This is a genomic window from Serratia proteamaculans (assembly GCF_008830365.1).
GTDB lineage: Bacteria > Pseudomonadota > Gammaproteobacteria > Enterobacterales > Enterobacteriaceae > Serratia > Serratia proteamaculans.
Map to the genome: position 1 here is coordinate 161,855 of NZ_WBKI01000006.1, position 17,872 is coordinate 179,726.

17 protein-coding genes are annotated in these 17,872 nt (G+C 55.8%); 14 read left to right on the plus strand and 3 right to left on the minus strand.

All coding sequences use genetic code 11. The features are described from left to right. The first annotated feature begins 11 nt into the window (after positions 1–11). Genes F8R23_RS19705 through F8R23_RS19715 form a run of 3 tightly spaced genes read left to right on the plus strand, consistent with a single transcriptional unit; the run spans position 12 to position 2,812 of the window. A complete protein-coding gene (locus tag F8R23_RS19705) occupies positions 12–539 on the plus strand; it encodes a fimbrial protein (RefSeq protein WP_112349165.1) in 528 nt (175 codons plus the stop codon). 24 nt (positions 540–563) lie between these two features. Next, a complete protein-coding gene (locus tag F8R23_RS19710) occupies positions 564–2,198 on the plus strand; it encodes a PglL family O-oligosaccharyltransferase (RefSeq protein WP_129939113.1) in 1,635 nt (544 codons plus the stop codon). A 2-nt stretch (positions 2,199–2,200) separates the two neighbouring features. After that, positions 2,201–2,812: a helix-turn-helix transcriptional regulator gene (locus tag F8R23_RS19715; RefSeq protein WP_112349167.1), complete on the plus strand. Its 612-nt coding sequence runs from the start codon at positions 2,201–2,203 to the stop codon at positions 2,810–2,812. 12 nt (positions 2,813–2,824) lie between these two features. Here F8R23_RS19715 and ctlX read toward each other — a convergent pair whose 3' ends face one another. Then, complete coding sequence (gene ctlX / locus F8R23_RS19720; RefSeq protein WP_151415918.1) at positions 2,825–3,751, minus strand: citrulline utilization hydrolase CtlX; 927 nt, start codon at positions 3,749–3,751, stop codon at positions 2,825–2,827. Positions 3,752–3,894: 143 nt separating this feature from the next. On the opposite strand from ctlX, the gene F8R23_RS19725 reads away from it, so the two are divergent. Together F8R23_RS19725 and F8R23_RS24330 are read left to right on the plus strand one after the other, a co-directional pair. After that, entirely contained in the window at positions 3,895–4,317 is a 423-nt protein-coding gene (locus F8R23_RS19725) for an Lrp/AsnC family transcriptional regulator (protein ID WP_112349169.1), read from the plus strand. 152 nt (positions 4,318–4,469) lie between these two features. After that, positions 4,470–4,571: a helix-turn-helix transcriptional regulator gene (locus tag F8R23_RS24330; RefSeq protein ID WP_232810953.1), complete on the plus strand. Its 102-nt coding sequence runs from the start codon at positions 4,470–4,472 to the stop codon at positions 4,569–4,571. Between the two features lie 58 nt (positions 4,572–4,629). Here the strand turns inward: F8R23_RS24330 and F8R23_RS19735 are convergent, their stop codons facing one another. Next, complete coding sequence (locus tag F8R23_RS19735) at positions 4,630–5,829, minus strand: BaiN/RdsA family NAD(P)/FAD-dependent oxidoreductase (RefSeq protein ID WP_129939115.1); 1,200 nt, start codon at positions 5,827–5,829, stop codon at positions 4,630–4,632. 301 nt (positions 5,830–6,130) lie between these two features. Between F8R23_RS19735 and pitA the strand changes: the two genes are divergently transcribed. Continuing rightward, positions 6,131–7,633, plus strand: coding sequence for an inorganic phosphate transporter PitA (pitA, locus tag F8R23_RS19740; protein ID WP_099063443.1), 1,503 nt, complete (start codon positions 6,131–6,133; stop codon positions 7,631–7,633). Between the two features lie 74 nt (positions 7,634–7,707). Here the strand turns inward: pitA and uspB are convergent, their stop codons facing one another. Then, complete coding sequence (uspB, locus tag F8R23_RS19745) at positions 7,708–8,043, minus strand: universal stress protein UspB (protein ID WP_085119915.1); 336 nt, start codon at positions 8,041–8,043, stop codon at positions 7,708–7,710. Positions 8,044–8,652: 609 nt separating this feature from the next. Between uspB and uspA the strand changes: the two genes are divergently transcribed. The 8 genes from uspA to F8R23_RS19785 all read left to right on the plus strand — a co-directional run bounded on the left by uspA (position 8,653) and on the right by F8R23_RS19785 (position 17,830). Beyond that, complete coding sequence (gene uspA / locus F8R23_RS19750; protein ID WP_044554836.1) at positions 8,653–9,099, plus strand: universal stress protein UspA; 447 nt, start codon at positions 8,653–8,655, stop codon at positions 9,097–9,099. Positions 9,100–9,365: 266 nt separating this feature from the next. Then, positions 9,366–10,709 (plus strand): NADP-specific glutamate dehydrogenase, encoded by a 1,344-nt coding sequence (gene gdhA / locus F8R23_RS19755; protein ID WP_129939116.1) that lies wholly within the window; start codon positions 9,366–9,368, stop codon positions 10,707–10,709. Between the two features lie 338 nt (positions 10,710–11,047). Further along, on the plus strand, positions 11,048–12,034 hold the full coding sequence (locus tag F8R23_RS19760; protein WP_085119918.1) for an autoinducer 2 ABC transporter substrate-binding protein: 987 nt from the start codon (positions 11,048–11,050) through the stop codon (positions 12,032–12,034). Positions 12,035–12,137: 103 nt separating this feature from the next. Continuing rightward, a complete protein-coding gene (locus tag F8R23_RS19765; RefSeq protein ID WP_151415919.1) occupies positions 12,138–13,637 on the plus strand; it encodes a sugar ABC transporter ATP-binding protein in 1,500 nt (499 codons plus the stop codon). Next, positions 13,630–14,619: an ABC transporter permease gene (locus F8R23_RS19770; RefSeq protein WP_099063440.1), complete on the plus strand. Its 990-nt coding sequence runs from the start codon at positions 13,630–13,632 to the stop codon at positions 14,617–14,619. Before F8R23_RS19765 ends, F8R23_RS19770 begins: the two co-directional genes overlap by 8 nt. A gap of 1 nt (position 14,620) precedes the next feature. Beyond that, positions 14,621–15,574: an ABC transporter permease gene (locus F8R23_RS19775; RefSeq protein WP_129936996.1), complete on the plus strand. Its 954-nt coding sequence runs from the start codon at positions 14,621–14,623 to the stop codon at positions 15,572–15,574. A 13-nt stretch (positions 15,575–15,587) separates the two neighbouring features. Continuing rightward, positions 15,588–17,225, plus strand: coding sequence for an FGGY-family carbohydrate kinase (locus F8R23_RS19780; protein ID WP_151415920.1), 1,638 nt, complete (start codon positions 15,588–15,590; stop codon positions 17,223–17,225). Then, on the plus strand, positions 17,225–17,830 hold the full coding sequence (locus tag F8R23_RS19785; RefSeq protein WP_151415921.1) for a KpsF/GutQ family sugar-phosphate isomerase: 606 nt from the start codon (positions 17,225–17,227) through the stop codon (positions 17,828–17,830). The genes F8R23_RS19780 and F8R23_RS19785 overlap by 1 nt, the downstream gene beginning before the upstream one ends. Positions 17,831–17,872: the final 42 nt, after the last annotated feature.

Consider the following 17,872-nt stretch of genomic DNA (forward strand, 5'->3'; position numbering starts at 1 on the left):
TGGCGGCTGAAATGAAAAAATACGCTGTTATTACCACCTTCTGCAGCATCAGTTATTTATTCTCCTGCACCGCAGCGGCAGAAAATAAAGAAATCGATTTTTTCGGCACCGTGGTAAGCCGCCCCTGCAATATTGAACCGAAATCGGCCGATCAGGTGGTGGAGATGGACACGGTAATCGTCAAAACGCTGTACCGCTACGGCCATAGCACCCCGGTTCCCTTCAGCATCAAGCTGACCGACTGTAAAACGGCAGTGTTCAAATCCGTCAACGTGACCTTCAGCGGCACCGAAGACGGCGAGTTGCCGGGCAAGCTGGCGATTAATAACGGCACCAACGGCGCCGCTATCGCCCTGTTTGATCACCAAGGGGCGGATATTGATTTGAACCAGATCTCCAGCGCGGTGGCATTGCAGGATGGTGACAATATTTTGAATTTCACCGCCTATGTGCAGGGTCACCCCAGCGCGATACAGAACAAGACCATTACCGAAGGCGAATTTAGCTCGGTGGCCAATTTCGTGCTGGCCTACCAATAAGCCTGACGTTTGCAGGAAAAAGTGATGATTTCCAAACCCAAAGCGGCCTGGTTATTCGGGCTGGCGGCGTTTTATTGCCTGATCGCCATGCATATTTACTGGCCCAATCGCGGCGGCAGCGGTTTTTATCTGCCGTGGAATCTGGTCGGTGGAATTTTTATCGCCCTGACTATCCTCGGCGCGATGCTGTTTAGTCGACCGCCGTTGGCGGTTTCCGGATTTTTTAACCGGCTGGCACTGGGTGGCCTGATTTTATTTTTGCCGTTGTTGTGGGCGCAGCAACCCTGGCTGAGTGAAGCCTTACCGCGCCTGATCGGGCTGGTACTCGGCGTGATGGCCTACTTCGCGTTGTTGCAAATCCCCTTAGACCGTTTATGGCGGCGCAGGCTGCTGACATTGCTGCTGGCGGCGACGGTGATCGAGGCCCTGTTCGGCCTGGTGCAATACAGCCTGCTGCAACCGGGCAACTGGATCGGCTATAACAGCCTGAAAAACCGCCCCTATGGCATCTTTCAGCAGTGGAACCTGATGGCCAGCTTTATGGCCACCGGCCTGGCGCTGGCGCTGTATCTGCTGAGCAACCGTCGCCCCTTGTCGCGCAGCCTGCAAGGGTTGAGCACCAGCATACTGGTGCTGGCACCGCTGTTGTTGGTGGTGATTGCCTCGCGCGTCGGCCTGCTGGCCGCCCTGCTGCTGTCGCCGCTGCAACTGTGGATGCTGTTCCGTATTAATCGCCGCCGTGCCGCCACCGCCTTGTTGCTGCTGGTTGCCGGGGTTGGTTCTGGCCTGCTGCTGGTGCTGATCAACGGCGCGACGCGGGCGGTCACCGTGGCGGAGCCGATTTTCTACCGGTTGGCTTACTGGCAAGAAGCGCTACGCATGATCGCCGAGCGCCCGTGGTTTGGCTGGGGTTACGGTCATTTTCAACACGATTTTCTGCATCATTTTTACACCACCCACAGCAGCGGGATGGAAAGCGTTGCGATCAGCCACCCGCATAACGAAATTTTGCTGTGGGGCATCGAAGGCGGGCTGCTCAGCCTGAGCGGCATCGCTATCGTCTGCTGGGGGTTATGGCGTTTGCTGCAACGCACCCGGTCGTTGCCACTGCGCCCCGCCCCCTGGATGGCAGCGCTGCCGATCCTGCTGCACATGATGGTGGAGTACCCACTATATCTTTCCGCCGCCCATGCCGTGCTGCTGCTGGTGATCCTGCGTTCTGGCGACGTACGTCGCAGTTTGCGATTACCTCTCCGCCCACAGCAAACGCTGCGCCTGTTCACCGGCATCACCGCTGTACTGATGCTGCCCTATCTGCTTAACGGCCTGCACAGCGCGCGGATCATTACCGCGGTGGAAAAAACCGGCTTGCGGCAATTTGGCCCCATGAGCCAGGTGCTGGCGCCGACGCCCTGGCAGGTGCGATATGACTACGATGTCCAGTTGCAGCGGCTGCTGCAATATCCTCAAACCCGCGATGCCATCACCCTATTGAATTACCGGCAATGGGCAGAAAACGAAATCCGTGTGCGGCCGGACGCCAATATCTATATCAACCTGATAGCGGTCAGTCGCCTACTGCAACAACCACAGCGGGCCGCCGATCTGCAGCGTCAGGCACATCGACTGTTTCCGCACGATATACGCTTCGAGGAGTAATCATGCTTAATATTCGGTTCACCCTGCTGGGCAGCGATAACTTTTATCAATTCGGCTTACGGCTGCTACTGGAAGAGTATCTGCAAGACCTGAACAGCAACAGCCGTAAATATTCGGTCGATCTACAGACTCTGGAGCCGATTGAAATCGTGTTCCGCACCCTGGAAGAGGCTTGCGGCTGTGCCCGTTGCTACCAAAGCCCGCACCAAACAATGCGCCACCGGCAAATGACCGTGCTGGTCCTCAATGATCGCGATACCCGATACTCACACGCCCATCCGGCACTCTTCAGCATTAACCTGCGCGATGACTGCGCCATGGTTCGCAACAAGTTGCAGATGGCGCTGGAGCTCTTTTGCCAACAACCCTGGGTGGCTATGCACGCCAGCGATATCTGGAAATGTCGGCAGTGCCGCATCGCCGCCCTGAGCAGTTGCGAAAAGAAAGTGCTGAAACTGATGAGCACCGGTATGTCCGCCTGCACCATCGCCGGCATGTTAGACCGCAGCCAGAAGACCATCAGCGCCCATAAGCGCTCGGCGATGCGCAAGCTGAATGTAAATAAAAACACCGAGCTGAACAAAATGCTGTTGAATCAGATGGGGTTGAATTAAAACCGGCAGGGATCAACCCACCACCAGTTTCTTTTGCAGGAAGATCTCCGCCAGCATGCAGCGTGCACCACCGCCGCCGAGATCTTCAATAATGTCGATCGGCCCCAGAGCCAGTCGGGCATAACCGCTAATCAACCCCTGCTGCTGCGGGGTGAAACTGGCCCAGGCGCGGGTCGACATGGCGTAAACCGGGCTGCCGTCTTCGGCGCGCAGTTCCAATACGTTGCAGGCGAACGCCTCCATCTGAGCGAAGCTGACGTCAATAAGGGTTTTTCCGCTGCGTTCCAGCGTGGCGATCAGCGCGCTTTTTTGCGCCTCATTACACAGGCTTTCAAGACAAATAATGGCGAACTGAGCGCCGACGCTCATCATCACGTTGGTGTGATAGATCGGTTGGTTATTACGATCCACCGCGTCAAACCAGACAATCTTATAGCCGGAGTGACGTTCAAATTCGTGGCCTACCTCCGGCGAACTGCGGGAAGACAGGCAGCAGTAAGCCAGCTTGTGCTGGTGATCCAGGATCAGTGAGCCGGTGCCTTCAAGAAAGCGTCCGGCCAGTTCGTGGGTGGAAAGATCGATTCGTCGCTCAATCACAAAGTCATTGGCGAGCTGCGCGATAATATCCTGGCGGCGTTCCCGTCGTCGGTTGAGTGCTTCCATCGGAAAGGTGAACAGGCTGCCGTCACCCAACAGAGCAATCCAGTTATTGGGAAATAATGCGTCCGGCGTTTCCTGCCCGCTAATCTCATCAATCACCCTGACATCGACCCCGGCTTGCTGTAATGCAGCGACGTAGCCGTTAAAGGCAACCAATGCCTCTGCCATGTGACTTTCATTTTTCTGCGTAATCTTCTGGAAAAAATTGCTGAGCAGGGTTTCCTGATTGGCGGCAAAGCCAGACGGCCTGATCATAAAAACGGATTGGGTGGTTTGCATGATATTTCTCACCGGGTTCAGGATTTTCCAAGGGCTGGCACGACACCATTATGGATAATCAATTTGAAGCCAAACAGTGTGAAAAATGACTAATTTGCTCTATATTTTTACAAATCGATACTTAGCAGCGACACTTTGACATCATGAATGATACCGATCGCCAGATCCTCGCGCTGCTGCGCGAAAACGCGCGTGCCTCCGTCACCGAGATCGCCGGCAAGGTGCGAGTCTCGCGCGCAACGGTACAAAAAAGAATTGAGGCGCTGGAAGCACAAGGGATCATCACCGGCTACACCATCCGTATAAAACCGGGCGTGGAACATAACCGCATCCGTGCCTGGATGTCTGTGGCGGTAGAAGGCACCAAGGCACAAAGCGTGTTGCAGCAGCTACGCGGCGAGCCCTCAGTCTTCACCCTGCACACTACCAACGGCAAGTGGGATATTCTGGTGGAGATCCGTACCGACAGCCTGGAGAACTTCGATAAAATTTTGGGCCGCATCCGACGCATCGCCGGTATTTCCAGTACCGAGACCAGCATCCTGCTGTCGACGCACAAGGCTTAACGGCTCACGGGAGGTTTGACTACCCCAATTTTTAAACAGGCAATACCGAACCGGCAACACCGTGAAATTCTTTCCTGGCCGGTGCGCGAACTGCTGGCCAGTTATCCAGTTATATAGAAGACAACCTGGGCGATAATATTACCTTGCAGGATTTGGCAAAGATTGCCGACCTGAGCATTTTTCATTTTTCTCGTGCTTTTCGGCAACACTTTGGCCAAACGCCTTCCGCTATGCGGAATAATCTAGGGAGGTAAGTACCACCAGGCCCCCTCGGCTGGCACCAGCGCAATCTACATTGCCATTCGCCGGACTTTATTGCCCCTGCACAACCAAAGCCTGAGCACAGGCCCAGGCCGAGCTCCAGGCCCACTGGAAGTTATAGCCCCCCAGCCACCCTGTCACATCCACCACTTCGCCGATAAAGTACAGTCCCGGTACCTTGGCGGCCTCCATGGTCTTGGAAGAAAGCTCTTTGGTATCCACACCGCCGAGCGTCACTTCCGCCGTGCGGTAGCCTTCGGTGCCGTTTGGCTGCACGCGCCAATTCTGCAAAGTATCTACCAGCGCAGCCTGCTGCGTCGGATTCAACTGCTTCAGCGTGACTTCCGGTAATTGCCCTAACGTCTGCAAACACTCCACCAGACGCTTCGGCAGGTGTAGCGCCAGGGTGTTTTTCAGGCTTTGATTCGGGTGGGCCTGGCGTTGATTGTTAAGGAAGTCTGCCAGATCAAGCGCAGGAAGTAAGTTAACGCTTACAAACTCACCGGGTTGCCAGTAACTGGAAAGTTGTAATACCGCTGGGCCAGACAGGCCACGGTGGGTGAAAAGCAGGCTTTCGCGGAAGCTGACGCCATTTTCGGCGGTGATCACCGCAGGCACAGAGACACCAGACAGGGTCTGCAGATGTTCCAGCAACGGTTTATGCAGCGTAAAAGGCACCAGCGCGGCACGCGTCGGCAGTACTTTCAGGCCAAACTGCTCCGCCAGCTTGTAGCCGAACGGTGTAGCCCCCAGTCCCGGCATCGACAGACCACCGCTGGCCACCACAAGTGAGCGAGCACTCACTTTCTCGCCATTCAGTGCCAGTTCGAAACCTTCGGTGGTTTTTTCGACGCCCAGCACTTCGCTGCGCAGGCGCGTTGTCACCTGACCCAGTTCACATTCTTTGACCAGCAATTCGACCACCTGCTGCGCCGAGTCGTCGCAGAACAGTTGCCCCAGCGTTTTCTCGTGGTAGGCAATGCCGTGGCGGTTGATCAGATCGATAAAATCCCACTGGGTGTAACGCGCCAGTGCCGATTTACAAAAATGCGGGTTATTCGACAGGTAAGCGGCCGGTTCGGTGTACATATTGGTAAAGTTACAGCGTCCGCCGCCGGACATCAGGATTTTGCGGCCCGGTTTTTTGCCGTTGTCGAGCAGCAGCACCCGGCAACCGAGTTGCCCTGCCTGCGCCGCGCAAAACATGCCCGCTGCGCCCGCACCTATTACCACGACATCAAACTGTTCCACCTGCGCCTCTCTGAATAAAAATCACAATCGCGACAAAAGGCCGCCATATTAAGCCGAATCGCTACCGGTAACCGGCAACTTTACGGCGGCAGATTGTAAAGCCATGACACCGACAACACCATAGTAAGAAAATATTACAACGGGCAAGACATCATAACGCACTGATATTTCATATCTTTGTCATGCCACTGCCATCATTTCGTCATATCTAAATCAAAAAAACGTCATATTTTCCTTTTCCCCGGCCCCGGTTGTCACGGATAATGCGCGGCGTTCATGTCCACAAACTGGCGTAACGCTTATGCTGCATTTGTTCGCTGGCCTGGATTTCCATACCGGCCTGATGTTAATTCTCGCATTGTTGTTCGTGTTGTTTTATGAAGCCATTAACGGTTTTCATGATACGGCCAATGCGGTTGCTACAGTAATCTATACCCGTGCCATGCGCTCGCAACTTGCGGTCGTGATGGCTGGTTTGTTCAACTTTCTTGGCGTAATGCTCGGTGGTTTGAGTGTTGCTTACGCCATTGTTCACCTGTTGCCAACAGATCTGTTGTTGAACGTCAGTTCAGCACACGGATTAGCCATGGTATTTTCCATGCTGCTGGCGGCTATTATCTGGAATCTCGGCACCTGGTATTTCGGTCTGCCGGCCTCCAGTTCCCATACGCTGATTGGCGCAATTATTGGTGTGGGTTTAACCAACGCACTGATGACCCACACTTCGGTGGTGGATGCGCTTAACGTCCCGAAAATGATTGGTATTTTCCTGTCATTGCTCATCTCGCCGCTGGTTGGCATGATGGTCGCCGGGTTGATGGTGTTTGCCTTGCGCCGCTATTGGAGTGGCACCAAGAAACGCCAGCGTATCCACATGACGCCTGCTGAACGTGAAAAGGTCGACGGCAAACGCAAGCCGCCATTCTGGACCCGTATCGCACTGATCCTGTCGGCTATCGGCGTCAGCTTCTCGCACGGCGCCAACGACGGCCAGAAAGGTATCGGCCTGATTATGCTGGTGCTGATCGGCGTGGCTCCGGCCGGCTTCGTGCTTAATATGAATGCAACCGGTTATGACATCACACGTACGCGTGATGCCGTTGCCCACCTGCAGCAATATTACCAGCAGCACAGTGACGCCCTGTCGCACGTGGTGGCTCTGACTCCGTTGGTGCCAAGCCCGGATGAGGACGTCTCGCCGGATAAACCCGTCGAGTTCCATTGTGACAGTGCCCGCGCCATGCCGGCGATTCAGCTTGCCTCTGGTTTGCTGAACAACCTGCAAAGTTACGATCAATTGACGGTAGATCAACGCAGCCACCTGCGTCGCCTGCTGATGTGCGTGACGGATACCGCGGACAAGGTCGCCAAGCTGCCGGAAACCTCTAGCCAGGACCAACGCTTCCTGAAAAACCTGCGTCAGGATCTGCTGCAAACCGTTGAGTATGCACCGATCTGGATTATCGTCGCGGTAGCTCTGGCGTTGTCACTCGGTACCATGGTGGGTTGGCAGCGCGTTGCGACTACCATTGGCGAGAAAATCGGTAAGAAGGGCATGACCTACGCTCAGGGCGTGTCGGCTCAGATGACCGCAGCCTTGTCGATTGGCGTGGCCAGCTATACCGGTATGCCGGTTTCCACCACCCACGTCCTCTCTTCGGCAGTCGCCGGGACGATGATTGTGGACGGCGGCGGTGTGCAGAGTAAAACCGTGAAGAACATCCTGTTGGCCTGGTTATTGACCCTGCCAATCTCGATTCTGCTTTCCGGTTCACTGTACTGGTTGGCGCTTAAAGTGATTTAAGCAGCTCGCTCCATGTGAAAGGCGGCCCTGGTGGCCGCCTTTTCTTTGTCTGTCGTCGGCAAAACCGGCCGGGTTTAATACCAAATCATCAACGCCAGCAGGCTGATCACCACCAGTCCACACAGGGCGGAGGTCAGCATAAACTGCCCGCGTACCCGCTCACAGCGGCGAATAAACTCCGGATCGTGATGTTCTGTATAGCGCTGCGAGAAGATATAGCGCACCAGCCGTATCTGTTTACTCGGCTGACCGTGGGCGGTAAAGAAGCCACCGCCGTCGACATACTGATACAGCAGCGGGTCGCAGCCGCGCAAAACCACTAACAGCGCGCGCAGAGAAGAGTAATACCGCACCATGTTTAACACACACACCACACACAGAGCCCAAAACAGCGCGACGGTACTGATCATGATTGCCTCCTCAAGGCGTTGTTATCCACGGCGCTCCGCCGGGTCCAACTGCCCTACCTCTATACCATTACTGCGGGAGCCTACCGCTCCGATCCCCTTGGCACCGCACAGGCCGCGCAAAACCCACCGCCTCTGGAGGTCACCCATCGTTATGCAGATGCACATCGCGCAGGTTTGGCTCAGAGGAGTAATGATAAGGCCCATATTCATTATTGTAGGTTATTGAAACGCAACTGGCCTGAGCAGTAGATAAAATTTACCGTAACCCGCCAATTTGTCATCGATCGATTGGTTATAACTGATTCCCACCCTGACTGACGGCTGACGGCCTTTTCCCCTGCCCAATGGGCTATTTGGGACTATACTCTGTTTAAGAATGCTTATATTTCAATTGGTCAACCTGCCAATAGCACCACAGGCGATAGGATTTTCTGCCGGGTGGGTGTAAAACTGACAGAGTAGCGATAAAGAGATTTTTTGATGCGGTGCAGTGTGATCGCCCCAACATATCATTATGTTATCTGAATGATAAAATGAAACCTAAAGCGCCAGGCTGGTACGCTGATGCCTGCTAACTTTTAATCGGCATTATATGGAAGGAGTATTCTCATGGCTTACAAACACATTCTGATCGCGGTAGACCTATCCCCGGAAAGCAAAATTCTGGTAGAAAAAGCCGTATCTATGGCGCGTCCTTACAACGCCAAAGTTTCCCTGATCCACGTAGATGTTAACTATTCCGACCTGTATACCGGCCTGATCGACGTTAATCTCGGCGATATGCAAAAACGTATCTCGGAAGAAACGCATCACGCCTTGACCGAACTGTCACAAAACGCCGGCTATCCGATTACCGAAACCCTGAGCGGCAGCGGTGATTTGGCGCAGGTGCTAGTCGATGCTATCAAGAAATACGATATGGACCTGGTCCTGTGCGGCCACCACCAGGATTTCTGGAGCAAGCTGATGTCCTCCGCACGTCAGTTGATCAACACCGTGCACATCGACATGCTGATCGTGCCGCTGCGTGACGAAGAAGAAAAAGCTGAAGATTAAGTAAGCGCCCACTAATATTAGTCCCCAACGCCCGCAGCCGCGGGCGTTTTTCGTTCGGCCGCCATCATTAATCGCTTGATAATCAACCGCCCTCCAGTGATATAGTCGCTAAAGACACAACATCATTCCCCACGCTTTACCCATACCAATATCTATAAAAATAGTGGGGGAAATTCAACAATATTACCCTATGAATTTCAGGCTGTAGCTAGGCCGTGAATAACAACGCTACAGCCTGAAAGGCGACGGGTATAAAGGAGTTATCCATGGAAAATACCTTATCGGTAGAGTCATTCTTGTCCTCACTACAACAGCATAATCCTCATCAGCCAGAATTTTTACAGGCGGTCAGAGAAGTCTTCACCTCGCTGTGGCCGTTTATCGAGCGCAACCCGCGTTATCGTGAATATGCCCTGCTGGAGCGCTTGGTTGAACCGGAACGCACCATTCAGTTCCGGGTCAGTTGGGTGGACGATCGCGGCCAGGTACAGGTTAACCGCGCCTGGCGCGTGCAGTTCAACTCCGCCATTGGGCCCTATAAAGGCGGCATGCGTTTTCACCCGTCGGTCAATTTATCGATCCTGAAATTCCTCGGTTTTGAACAGACCTTCAAAAATGCACTGACCACATTGCCGATGGGCGGCGGGAAAGGCGGTTCAGACTTTGATCCGAAAGGAAAAAGCCAGGCGGAGATCATGCGTTTCTGCCAGTCGCTGATGACCGAGTTGTACCGCCATCTGGGGCCAGACACCGACGTGCCCGCCGGAGATATCGGCGTTGGCGGTCGTGAGGTCGGCTTTATGAGCGGCATGATGAAGAAACTGTCCAACAACACCGCCTGCGTGTTTACCGGCAAGGGGTTGTCATTCGGTGGCAGTTTGATCCGCCCGGAAGCCACCGGCTATGGCCTGGTGTACTTTACCGACGCCATGCTGCAGCGTCACGGATTAGGCTTTGAAGGCATGCGGGTGGCGGTATCCGGGTCAGGCAATGTGGCGCAGTACACCATTGAGAAGGCGCTGGAGCTGGATGCGCGCGTCATCACCGTGTCTGACTCCGGCGGCACCTTGGTCGACGAAGCCGGTTTCACCACTGAAAAACTGGCCCATTTGGTGGAGATCAAGAATCAGCGCTATGGCCGGGTGGAAGATTACGCCCGCGAGCGCGGTCTGACCTATCTGGCCGGTCAGCAACCATGGAGCATCCCGGTGGACATCGCCCTGCCGTGCGCTACCCAAAACGAGCTGGATCTGGAAGCCGCCCAAATGCTGATCCGCAACGGGGTAAAAGCCGTGGCCGAGGGCGCCAATATGCCGACCACCATTCAGGCGACAGACGCATTCCTGGACGCCGGCGTGTTGTTTGCCCCTGGCAAAGCCGCCAACGCCGGTGGGGTCGCGACCTCCGGCCTGGAGATGGCGCAGAATGCCGCGCGCATCGGCTGGCGAGCGGAGAAAGTGGATGTACGTTTACAACATATCATGGCGGATATTCATCACGCCTGCGTGGAATACGGTGGTGAGGGCAAGCAAACTCACTACGTACACGGTGCCAATATTGCCGGATTCGTCAAGGTTGCCGACGCCATGCTGGCGCAGGGCGTGCTGTAATCACCCCACAAGGTGATGTTGTTCACACATTGCTTAAATGTTTCAATGCCGGCGCTCAGACCGGCATTTTTTCCGCCCAAAAACGACGTTCCTTCGCTTCATTCATTGCAAATATGTAAAATAATATGAGTTATACTGTTAATTAACTAATGATATTAGGTGGTAAAATTACCACCACTAAATTATTAAACATTTAATTAACATAAAAACCGCTATAATTTTACCTCAATGTGCACAGCTCACAGTTTTCAAATTCGGGTTACGCCCCCTCTTCCTTTCCTTTGTAATCTGCTCAGGTGGAAAAACAACCACCCCTACAGATAAAAAAGGTACAGCGAATGAAATTTAACCTCGCATTATTAAATGCATGTGTGGTTTCTGCGTGCATGTTATCAACAACACCTGCCTTAGCTGCTGAAAAGTACGAGATCGCCGTGGTTGCCAAAGTGACCGGCATTCCCTGGTTCAACCGTATGGAAGTCGGCGTCAACGAAGCGGCGAAAAAGCTCGACGTTAATGCCTACCAGACCGGGCCTTCTACCCCAGACCCGGCAGCACAGGTCAAAGTGATTGAAGACCTGATCGCCAAGAACGTTAACGCCATCATCGTGGTGCCTAACGACGCCAAGGTACTTGAACCGGTGCTGAAGAAGGCCCGCGAGAAAGGCATCGTGGTACTGACCCATGAATCCCCGGACCAGCAGATTGGCCAGTGGGATATTGAAACCATCGACAGCGAGAAGTATGCGCAGGCCAACGTCGATGAGCTGGCAAAAGACATGGGCGGCAAAGGTGGCTATGCCATTTACGTCGGCTCGCTGACCGTGCCGCTGCACAACGCCTGGGCGGATTCTGCCATCAAGTACCAGAAAGCCAAATACCCGGACATGTTCGAAGTGACTTCGCGCCTGCCGGTGGCGGAAAGCATTGATAAATCCTACGCCACCACGCTGGATTTGATGAAAACCTATCCGCAGATGAAAGGCATTATCGGTTTCGGCTCCCTCGGCCCGATCGGTGCCGGTCAGGCGGTCGCCAAGAAGCGCGCCAAGGACAAAATTGCCGTGGTGGGTATCGCCATGCCTGCACAGGCAGCACCTTACCTGATGCGCGGCGACATCAAGAAAGCGCTGCTGTGGGATCCGAAAGATGCCGGCTACGCGCTGGTGACAGTCGCCGATCAACTGCTGCAGGGCAAGGAAGTGACCAAAGACTTGTCGATCGAAGGTTTGGGTAAAGCCGACGTCGATATGGATAAGAAAGTGATTCGGTTTAATAAAATTCTTGAAGTGACCAAAGATAATGCCAAATCGCTGGGCTTTTAACCTTAAGTAGGATTGATTGCGCCACACCGGGAAATTAATTAAATAACGTCGGCGCGCAGCCCACCGCGCCCGACGATAATAAAAACCTGCACAGGTTAACGCTATGACCACATCCACCGCATTTATCAGCCTGGAAAATATCAGTAAACAATTTCCAGGCGTGCTGGCACTGGACCAGATCAACCTGACGCTGAATATTGGCGAAGTGCACTGCCTGGCCGGACAAAATGGCTGTGGCAAAAGCACCATAATTAAAATTATTTCCGGCGTTTACCAGCCGGAAAAAGGCGCCAATATTTCACTGGAAGGTAAACTGTTTCATTCCCTGACGCCGCAGCTATCCGGTTATTACGGCATTCAGGTGATTTATCAGGATCTGTCGTTATTCCCCAATCTGACGGTGGCGGAAAATATCGCCATTCACCGCTACCTGCCCGGCGGCCATTTCTGGGTGCGCAAGCGGGTAATGCGTCAGACGGCACTGGACGCCATGGCGCGCGTCGGCGTGCATATCGATCCCGACAAGAAAGTCGAAAAGCTGTCGATTGCCGACCGCCAACTGGTAGCGATTTGCCGCGCCATTGCCGCCGAAGCACGGCTGGTGATCATGGATGAACCTACCGCCTCGCTGACGCGTCAGGAGGTCAACGGCCTGCTGCGGGTGGTCAACGAACTGAAAGCGGCGGGCATCTGCGTGGTGTTTGTCAGCCACCGGCTGGACGAAGTGATGGAAGTCGCTGACCGCATCAGCGTGATGCGCGACGGCAAGCTGGTTGGCACTTACCCGGCAAGTGAGCTGGACAGTCATGAACTGGCGTTCCTGATGACGGGCCAACGCTTTCACTACAGCCAGTTACCCCCACGGGCAGAAGCCGACGGTGCGCCGCGACTCGAAGTGCGCAATCTCACCCGACGTGGGAAATATCAGAATATCAATCTTTCCCTGCACGGCGGCGAGATCGTTTCGATCGTCGGGTTGCTTGGCGCAGGGCGCACCGAGCTGTGCCTCAGCCTGTTCGGCATGACCCGGCCAGACAGCGGTGAAATCAGGATCGACGACCAACCGGTACGGCTGCACAATAACCGCGAAGCGGTGCGCCAGGGCATCGGTTATGTGTCGGAGGATCGTCTGACGCAGGGATTGATCATGGAGCAGTCGATCTACGACAACACCATCGTCACGGTGTTTGATCAACTACATACCCCGCTCGGGCTACTGGACCATACCAAAGCCGCCGGGTTGGTTAACCGGCTGATCCGCGATCTGAACATCAAGGTGTCCGACAGCGCGCTGCCGGTCAAAACCCTGTCCGGCGGTAACGCCCAGCGTATCGCTATTGCCAAGTGGGTAGCGACGCAGCCGAAGATCCTGATCCTCGACTCGCCGACCGTTGGGGTCGATATCGCCAACAAAGAGGGGATCTACCAGATCGCCAAAGATCTGGCAGCACTCGGCATGGCGGTGTTGATGATCTGCGACGAGATCCCGGAAGCCTATTACAACAGCCATCGGGTGATGGTGATGCGCAAAGGTGAGTTGATCGCCGAGTTTTCGCCGCACCACAGTACCGAACAACAGATCGCCGAGGTGGTGAATGGATAAGTCATTACTGGCCCGCCTGGCCGGGCGGCATGAGTTTTACCTTGGCCTGTTGGTGTTGCTGCTGGCCATCGGCCTGAGCGTCAGCACCAGCGAATTTCTGACGCTGGGCAACCTGACCGATGTGGCCACCAGCTACGCCATTCTCGGCATTCTCGCCTGCGGCCTGTTCGTGGTGCTGATTGCCGGTGGCATCGACATTTCGTTCCCGGCGATCACCGCTATCGCCCAGTACGTGATGGCCAGCTGGGTGATCCAGCACGGCGGCGGTTTCCCGCTGGCGTTCGTTCTGGCAATGGGCGTCGGCTTGCTGCTCGGGCTGGTGAACGGTTTTCTGGTCTACTGGCTGAAAGTACCGGCGATCATCATCACCATCGCCACGCTAAACCTGTTTTACGGCCTGCTGGTATACGCCACCAACGGCACCTGGCTGTATGGGTTCCCCGACTGGTTTATGGACGGCATCAGTTGGTTCTCGTTCCAGGGCACTGATGGCTATGACTACGGCCTGACGCTGCCGCTGTTGTGCCTGCTGGCAGTGATTATTGTCACCGGCGTGCTAATGAACTTCACCCGCCTCGGCCGCCAGATTTTTGCCATGGGCGGTAACCGCGATGCGGCGTCGCGCCTGGGGCTGAACCTGCTGCGGTTGCACTTCTACGTTTACGGTTACATGGGCATTCTGGCGGGCATTGCCGCGGTGGTACAGGCGCAGATCACTCAGTCGGTGGCCCCCAATTCGCTGCTCGGCTTCGAACTGACGGTACTGGCGGCGGTGGTACTGGGCGGCACCAGCATGACCGGCGGCCGCGGCTCGCTGACCGGCACGCTGCTGGGTGTGGTGTTGCTGGCCTTCCTGCAGAACGGTCTGACGCTGCTTAGCGTATCGGCCTATTGGCACCAGGTGTTCAGCGGCGCGATCATTTTGATCAGCATCAGCAGCACCGCCTGGAATGAAAAACGCAAGCTGGCCAAGGAGCTATGAGATGACCCAGTTAACCCGTCTGATCCCAAGCGATCGGATCATCCGCCTGCAAAGCGCGATCATTATCGTCGTGGCGCTGCTGTTCGCCGGGCTGCTTGGATCGCGCTTCTTCAGCCTCGGCAATTTCCAGTCGATCGCCTCGCAGTTGCCGATCCTCGGCATGTTGGCGCTCGGCATGGGCATTACCATGCTGACCGGCGGTATCAATCTGTCGATTATCGCCGGGGCCAACGCCTGTTCGCTGGTGATGGCGGCAATTATCGTCAGCCACCCGGACCAACCGCTGTTTCTGGTTCTGGCGCTGCTGGCCGGGTTGTTGGTCGCCGTCGCCATTGGCGCGCTTAACGGCGTGCTGGTCGCCTGGGTCGGCGTTTCGCCGATCCTTGCCTCTCTTGGCACCATGACGCTGATCACCGGCCTGAATATTCTGTTGTCCAACGGCGCGGTGATCTCCGGTTTCCCGGCGGCCATTCAGTATCTCGGCAACGGCAGCCTTCTCGGCATTCCGGTGGCGCTGCTGCTGTTCCTGCTGGTTTCGGTGGGCCTGTGGCTGCTGCTGGAACACACCACGCTGGGGCGCAGCCTGTATCTGGTCGGCTCCAACGAGCAGGCCACCCGTTTCAGTGGGGTGAATACCGCCCGGGTGCAAATCGCAGTGTATATCCTGTCGGCCCTGCTCGGCTGGGGGGCGGCACTGCTGATGATGGCCAAATTCAACTCGGCCAAGGCTGGCTACGGCGAATCCTATCTGCTGGTGACCATTCTGGCCTCGGTGCTGGGGGGGATTAACCCGGATGGCGGATTTGGCCGGGTGCTCGGGCTGGTGCTGGCACTGATTGTGCTGCAAATGCTGGAGAGCGGCCTCAACCTGCTAGGCGTCAGCAGCTATCTGACCATGGCCCTGTGGGGTGCGGTGCTGATCTTGTTTATCGCATTACAGAATCGAAAAGCCTGACTGGAGAAAAATAATGGCGAGCTATTTTATTGGCGTAGATGTAGGCACCGGGAGTGCGCGCGCAGGGGTATTCGATCTCAACGGCCACATGGTCGGACAGGCCAGCCGAACCATCGATCTGTACCGCCCGAAGGCCGACTTTGTTGAACAGTCCTCGGACAATATCTGGCAGGCGGTGTGCAACGCGGTGCGTGATGCGGTCAATCAGGCCGACATAAACCCGATCCAGGTCAAAGGACTGGGCTTTGACGCCACCTGCTCCCTGGTGGTGCTGGACAAAGAGGGTCAGCCGTTGACCGTCAGCCCGTCCGGCCGTACCGAGCAGAACATTATCGTGTGGATGGATCACCGGGCCATCACCCAGGCCGAGCGCATAAATGCCACCAAACACCGGGTACTGGATTTCGTTGGCGGCATCATCTCGCCGGAAATGCAAACCCCCAAAATGCTGTGGCTGAAGCAGCATATGCCGACCACCTGGGCCAATGCCGGGTATCTGTTTGACCTGCCGGACTTTCTGACCTGGCGCGCCACTCAGGACGCCACCCGTTCGTTGTGTTCGACGGTGTGCAAATGGACTTATCTCGGCCATGAACAACGCTGGGACAAGAGCTATTTCAAACAGATTGGGCTGGAAGAGGTGCTGGAACACGATGCCGCCAAGATCGGCAGCGACGTCAAAATGATGGGTGAACCGCTCGGACACGGCCTCACCCAGCGCGCCGCCAGTGAAATGGGGCTGATTGCCGGTACCGCGGTCAGCGTGTCGATCATCGATGCCCACGCCGGTACCCTCGGCACGCTGGGTGCCACCGGGGTTTCCGGTGAAGTGGCGGACTTTAATCGCCGCGTCGCGCTGATCGGCGGCACCTCCACCGGACATATGGCGATGTCGCGCACCGCACGCTTTATCCCCGGCGTGTGGGGGCCGTATTACTCGGCCATTCTACCGGAATACTGGCTGAACGAAGGCGGCCAGTCCGCCACCGGTGCACTGATTGACCACATGATCCAATCGCACCCTTGTTATCAGGAGTTGCTGACGCAGGCAAAAACGCAGGGCCTGACCATCTATGAAGTGCTGAACGCCCTGCTACGCCGTATGGCGGGCGAGCCGGAGGACATCGCCTACCTGACCAAAGACATTCATATGCTGCCGTATTTCCACGGCAACCGCTCGCCGCGCGCCAATCCGACGCTGACCGGCACCCTGACCGGGTTGAAGCTGTCACGCACCCCGGAAGACATGGCGCTGCACTATCTGGCGACTATCCAGGCCATCGCGCTCGGCACCCGCCATATTATCGAAACCATGAACCAAAGCGGTTACAGCATCGATACCATCATGGCCAGCGGCGGCGGCACCAAGAACCCGATTTTCGTGCAGGAACATGCCAACGCCACCGGCTGTGCCATGCTGTTGCCGGAAGAGAGCGAGGCAATGCTGTTGGGCGGCGCGATGATGGGCACCGTGGCGGCCGGAGTGTTCGATACCCTGCCGGAAGCGATGAGCGCCATGAGCCGCATCGGCAAAACCGTGACGCCGCAGACCAACAAGATCAAACGCTATTACGATCGTAAATATCGTGTGTTCCATGAGTTGTATAACGACCACATGAAATACCGCCAACTGATGCAGGAGGAAGCCTGATGCAGCAAGAATGGCAGAGAGCCACACAGGCCTGGTCGGTCTACAGCCAGGAGCTGGCCCAGTTGGGTCAACGCATCGACGCACAGACCTGGCAGCGGCTGCTGACCCAGTTGTCGGAGTGTCGGGGCAAGATTGTGGTCACCGGCGTCGGTACCTCCGGCATCGCAGCCCGCAAGATTGCCCATATGCTGGCCTGCGTGGAGCGGCCGGCTATCTACCTGAACGCCACCGATGCGGCGCACGGCGATCTGGGCTTTCTGCGCGGTGATGACTTGATGATTCTGATTTCGCGCGGCGGTAATTCCGACGAGTTGACTCGGCTGCTGCCAACGCTGCAGGCCAAGGGTGTACCCTTGATTGGCGTGACGGAAAATCCGGATTCGGCAATCGCCCAAGCGGCAGAGTTGGTGATCCGCACCGGGGTAGAAAATGAGATAGATCCGCTGAATATGCTGGCAACCACCTCTATCGTACTGGTACTGGCGATTTTCGACGCGGCCTGCGCCTGTTTGATGGAACGCAGTGGCTACAACAAGGAAACACTGCTGGCGGTACACCCGGGCGGGGATGTCGGCAAGCGTTTACTGCAGGGACATTTACGTTAGCCTGTGTAGTCAGGGCTCAGCATTCACATGCCGAGCCCGTAA

Bases quoted from the DNA above. Each gene is read 5' to 3' on its own strand.
- F8R23_RS19705 (WP_112349165.1), top strand. From the start codon at position 12: ATGAAAAAATACGCTGTTATTACCACCTTCTGCAGCATCAGTTATTTA.
- F8R23_RS19765 (WP_151415919.1), top strand. From the start codon at position 12,138: ATGACCACATCCACCGCATTTATCAGCCTGGAAAATATCAGTAAACAA.
- F8R23_RS19760 (WP_085119918.1), top strand. From the start codon at position 11,048: ATGAAATTTAACCTCGCATTATTAAATGCATGTGTGGTTTCTGCGTGC.
- F8R23_RS19785 (WP_151415921.1), top strand. From the start codon at position 17,225: ATGCAGCAAGAATGGCAGAGAGCCACACAGGCCTGGTCGGTCTACAGC.
- ctlX (WP_151415918.1), bottom strand. From the start codon at position 3,751: ATGCAAACCACCCAATCCGTTTTTATGATCAGGCCGTCTGGCTTTGCC.
- F8R23_RS19715 (WP_112349167.1), top strand. From the start codon at position 2,201: ATGCTTAATATTCGGTTCACCCTGCTGGGCAGCGATAACTTTTATCAA.
- gdhA (WP_129939116.1), top strand. From the start codon at position 9,366: ATGGAAAATACCTTATCGGTAGAGTCATTCTTGTCCTCACTACAACAG.
- F8R23_RS19780 (WP_151415920.1), top strand. From the start codon at position 15,588: ATGGCGAGCTATTTTATTGGCGTAGATGTAGGCACCGGGAGTGCGCGC.
- pitA (WP_099063443.1), top strand. From the start codon at position 6,131: ATGCTGCATTTGTTCGCTGGCCTGGATTTCCATACCGGCCTGATGTTA.
- uspB (WP_085119915.1), bottom strand. From the start codon at position 8,043: ATGATCAGTACCGTCGCGCTGTTTTGGGCTCTGTGTGTGGTGTGTGTG.
- F8R23_RS19710 (WP_129939113.1), top strand. From the start codon at position 564: ATGATTTCCAAACCCAAAGCGGCCTGGTTATTCGGGCTGGCGGCGTTT.
- F8R23_RS19725 (WP_112349169.1), top strand. From the start codon at position 3,895: ATGAATGATACCGATCGCCAGATCCTCGCGCTGCTGCGCGAAAACGCG.
- uspA (WP_044554836.1), top strand. From the start codon at position 8,653: ATGGCTTACAAACACATTCTGATCGCGGTAGACCTATCCCCGGAAAGC.
- F8R23_RS19775 (WP_129936996.1), top strand. From the start codon at position 14,621: ATGACCCAGTTAACCCGTCTGATCCCAAGCGATCGGATCATCCGCCTG.
- F8R23_RS19770 (WP_099063440.1), top strand. From the start codon at position 13,630: ATGGATAAGTCATTACTGGCCCGCCTGGCCGGGCGGCATGAGTTTTAC.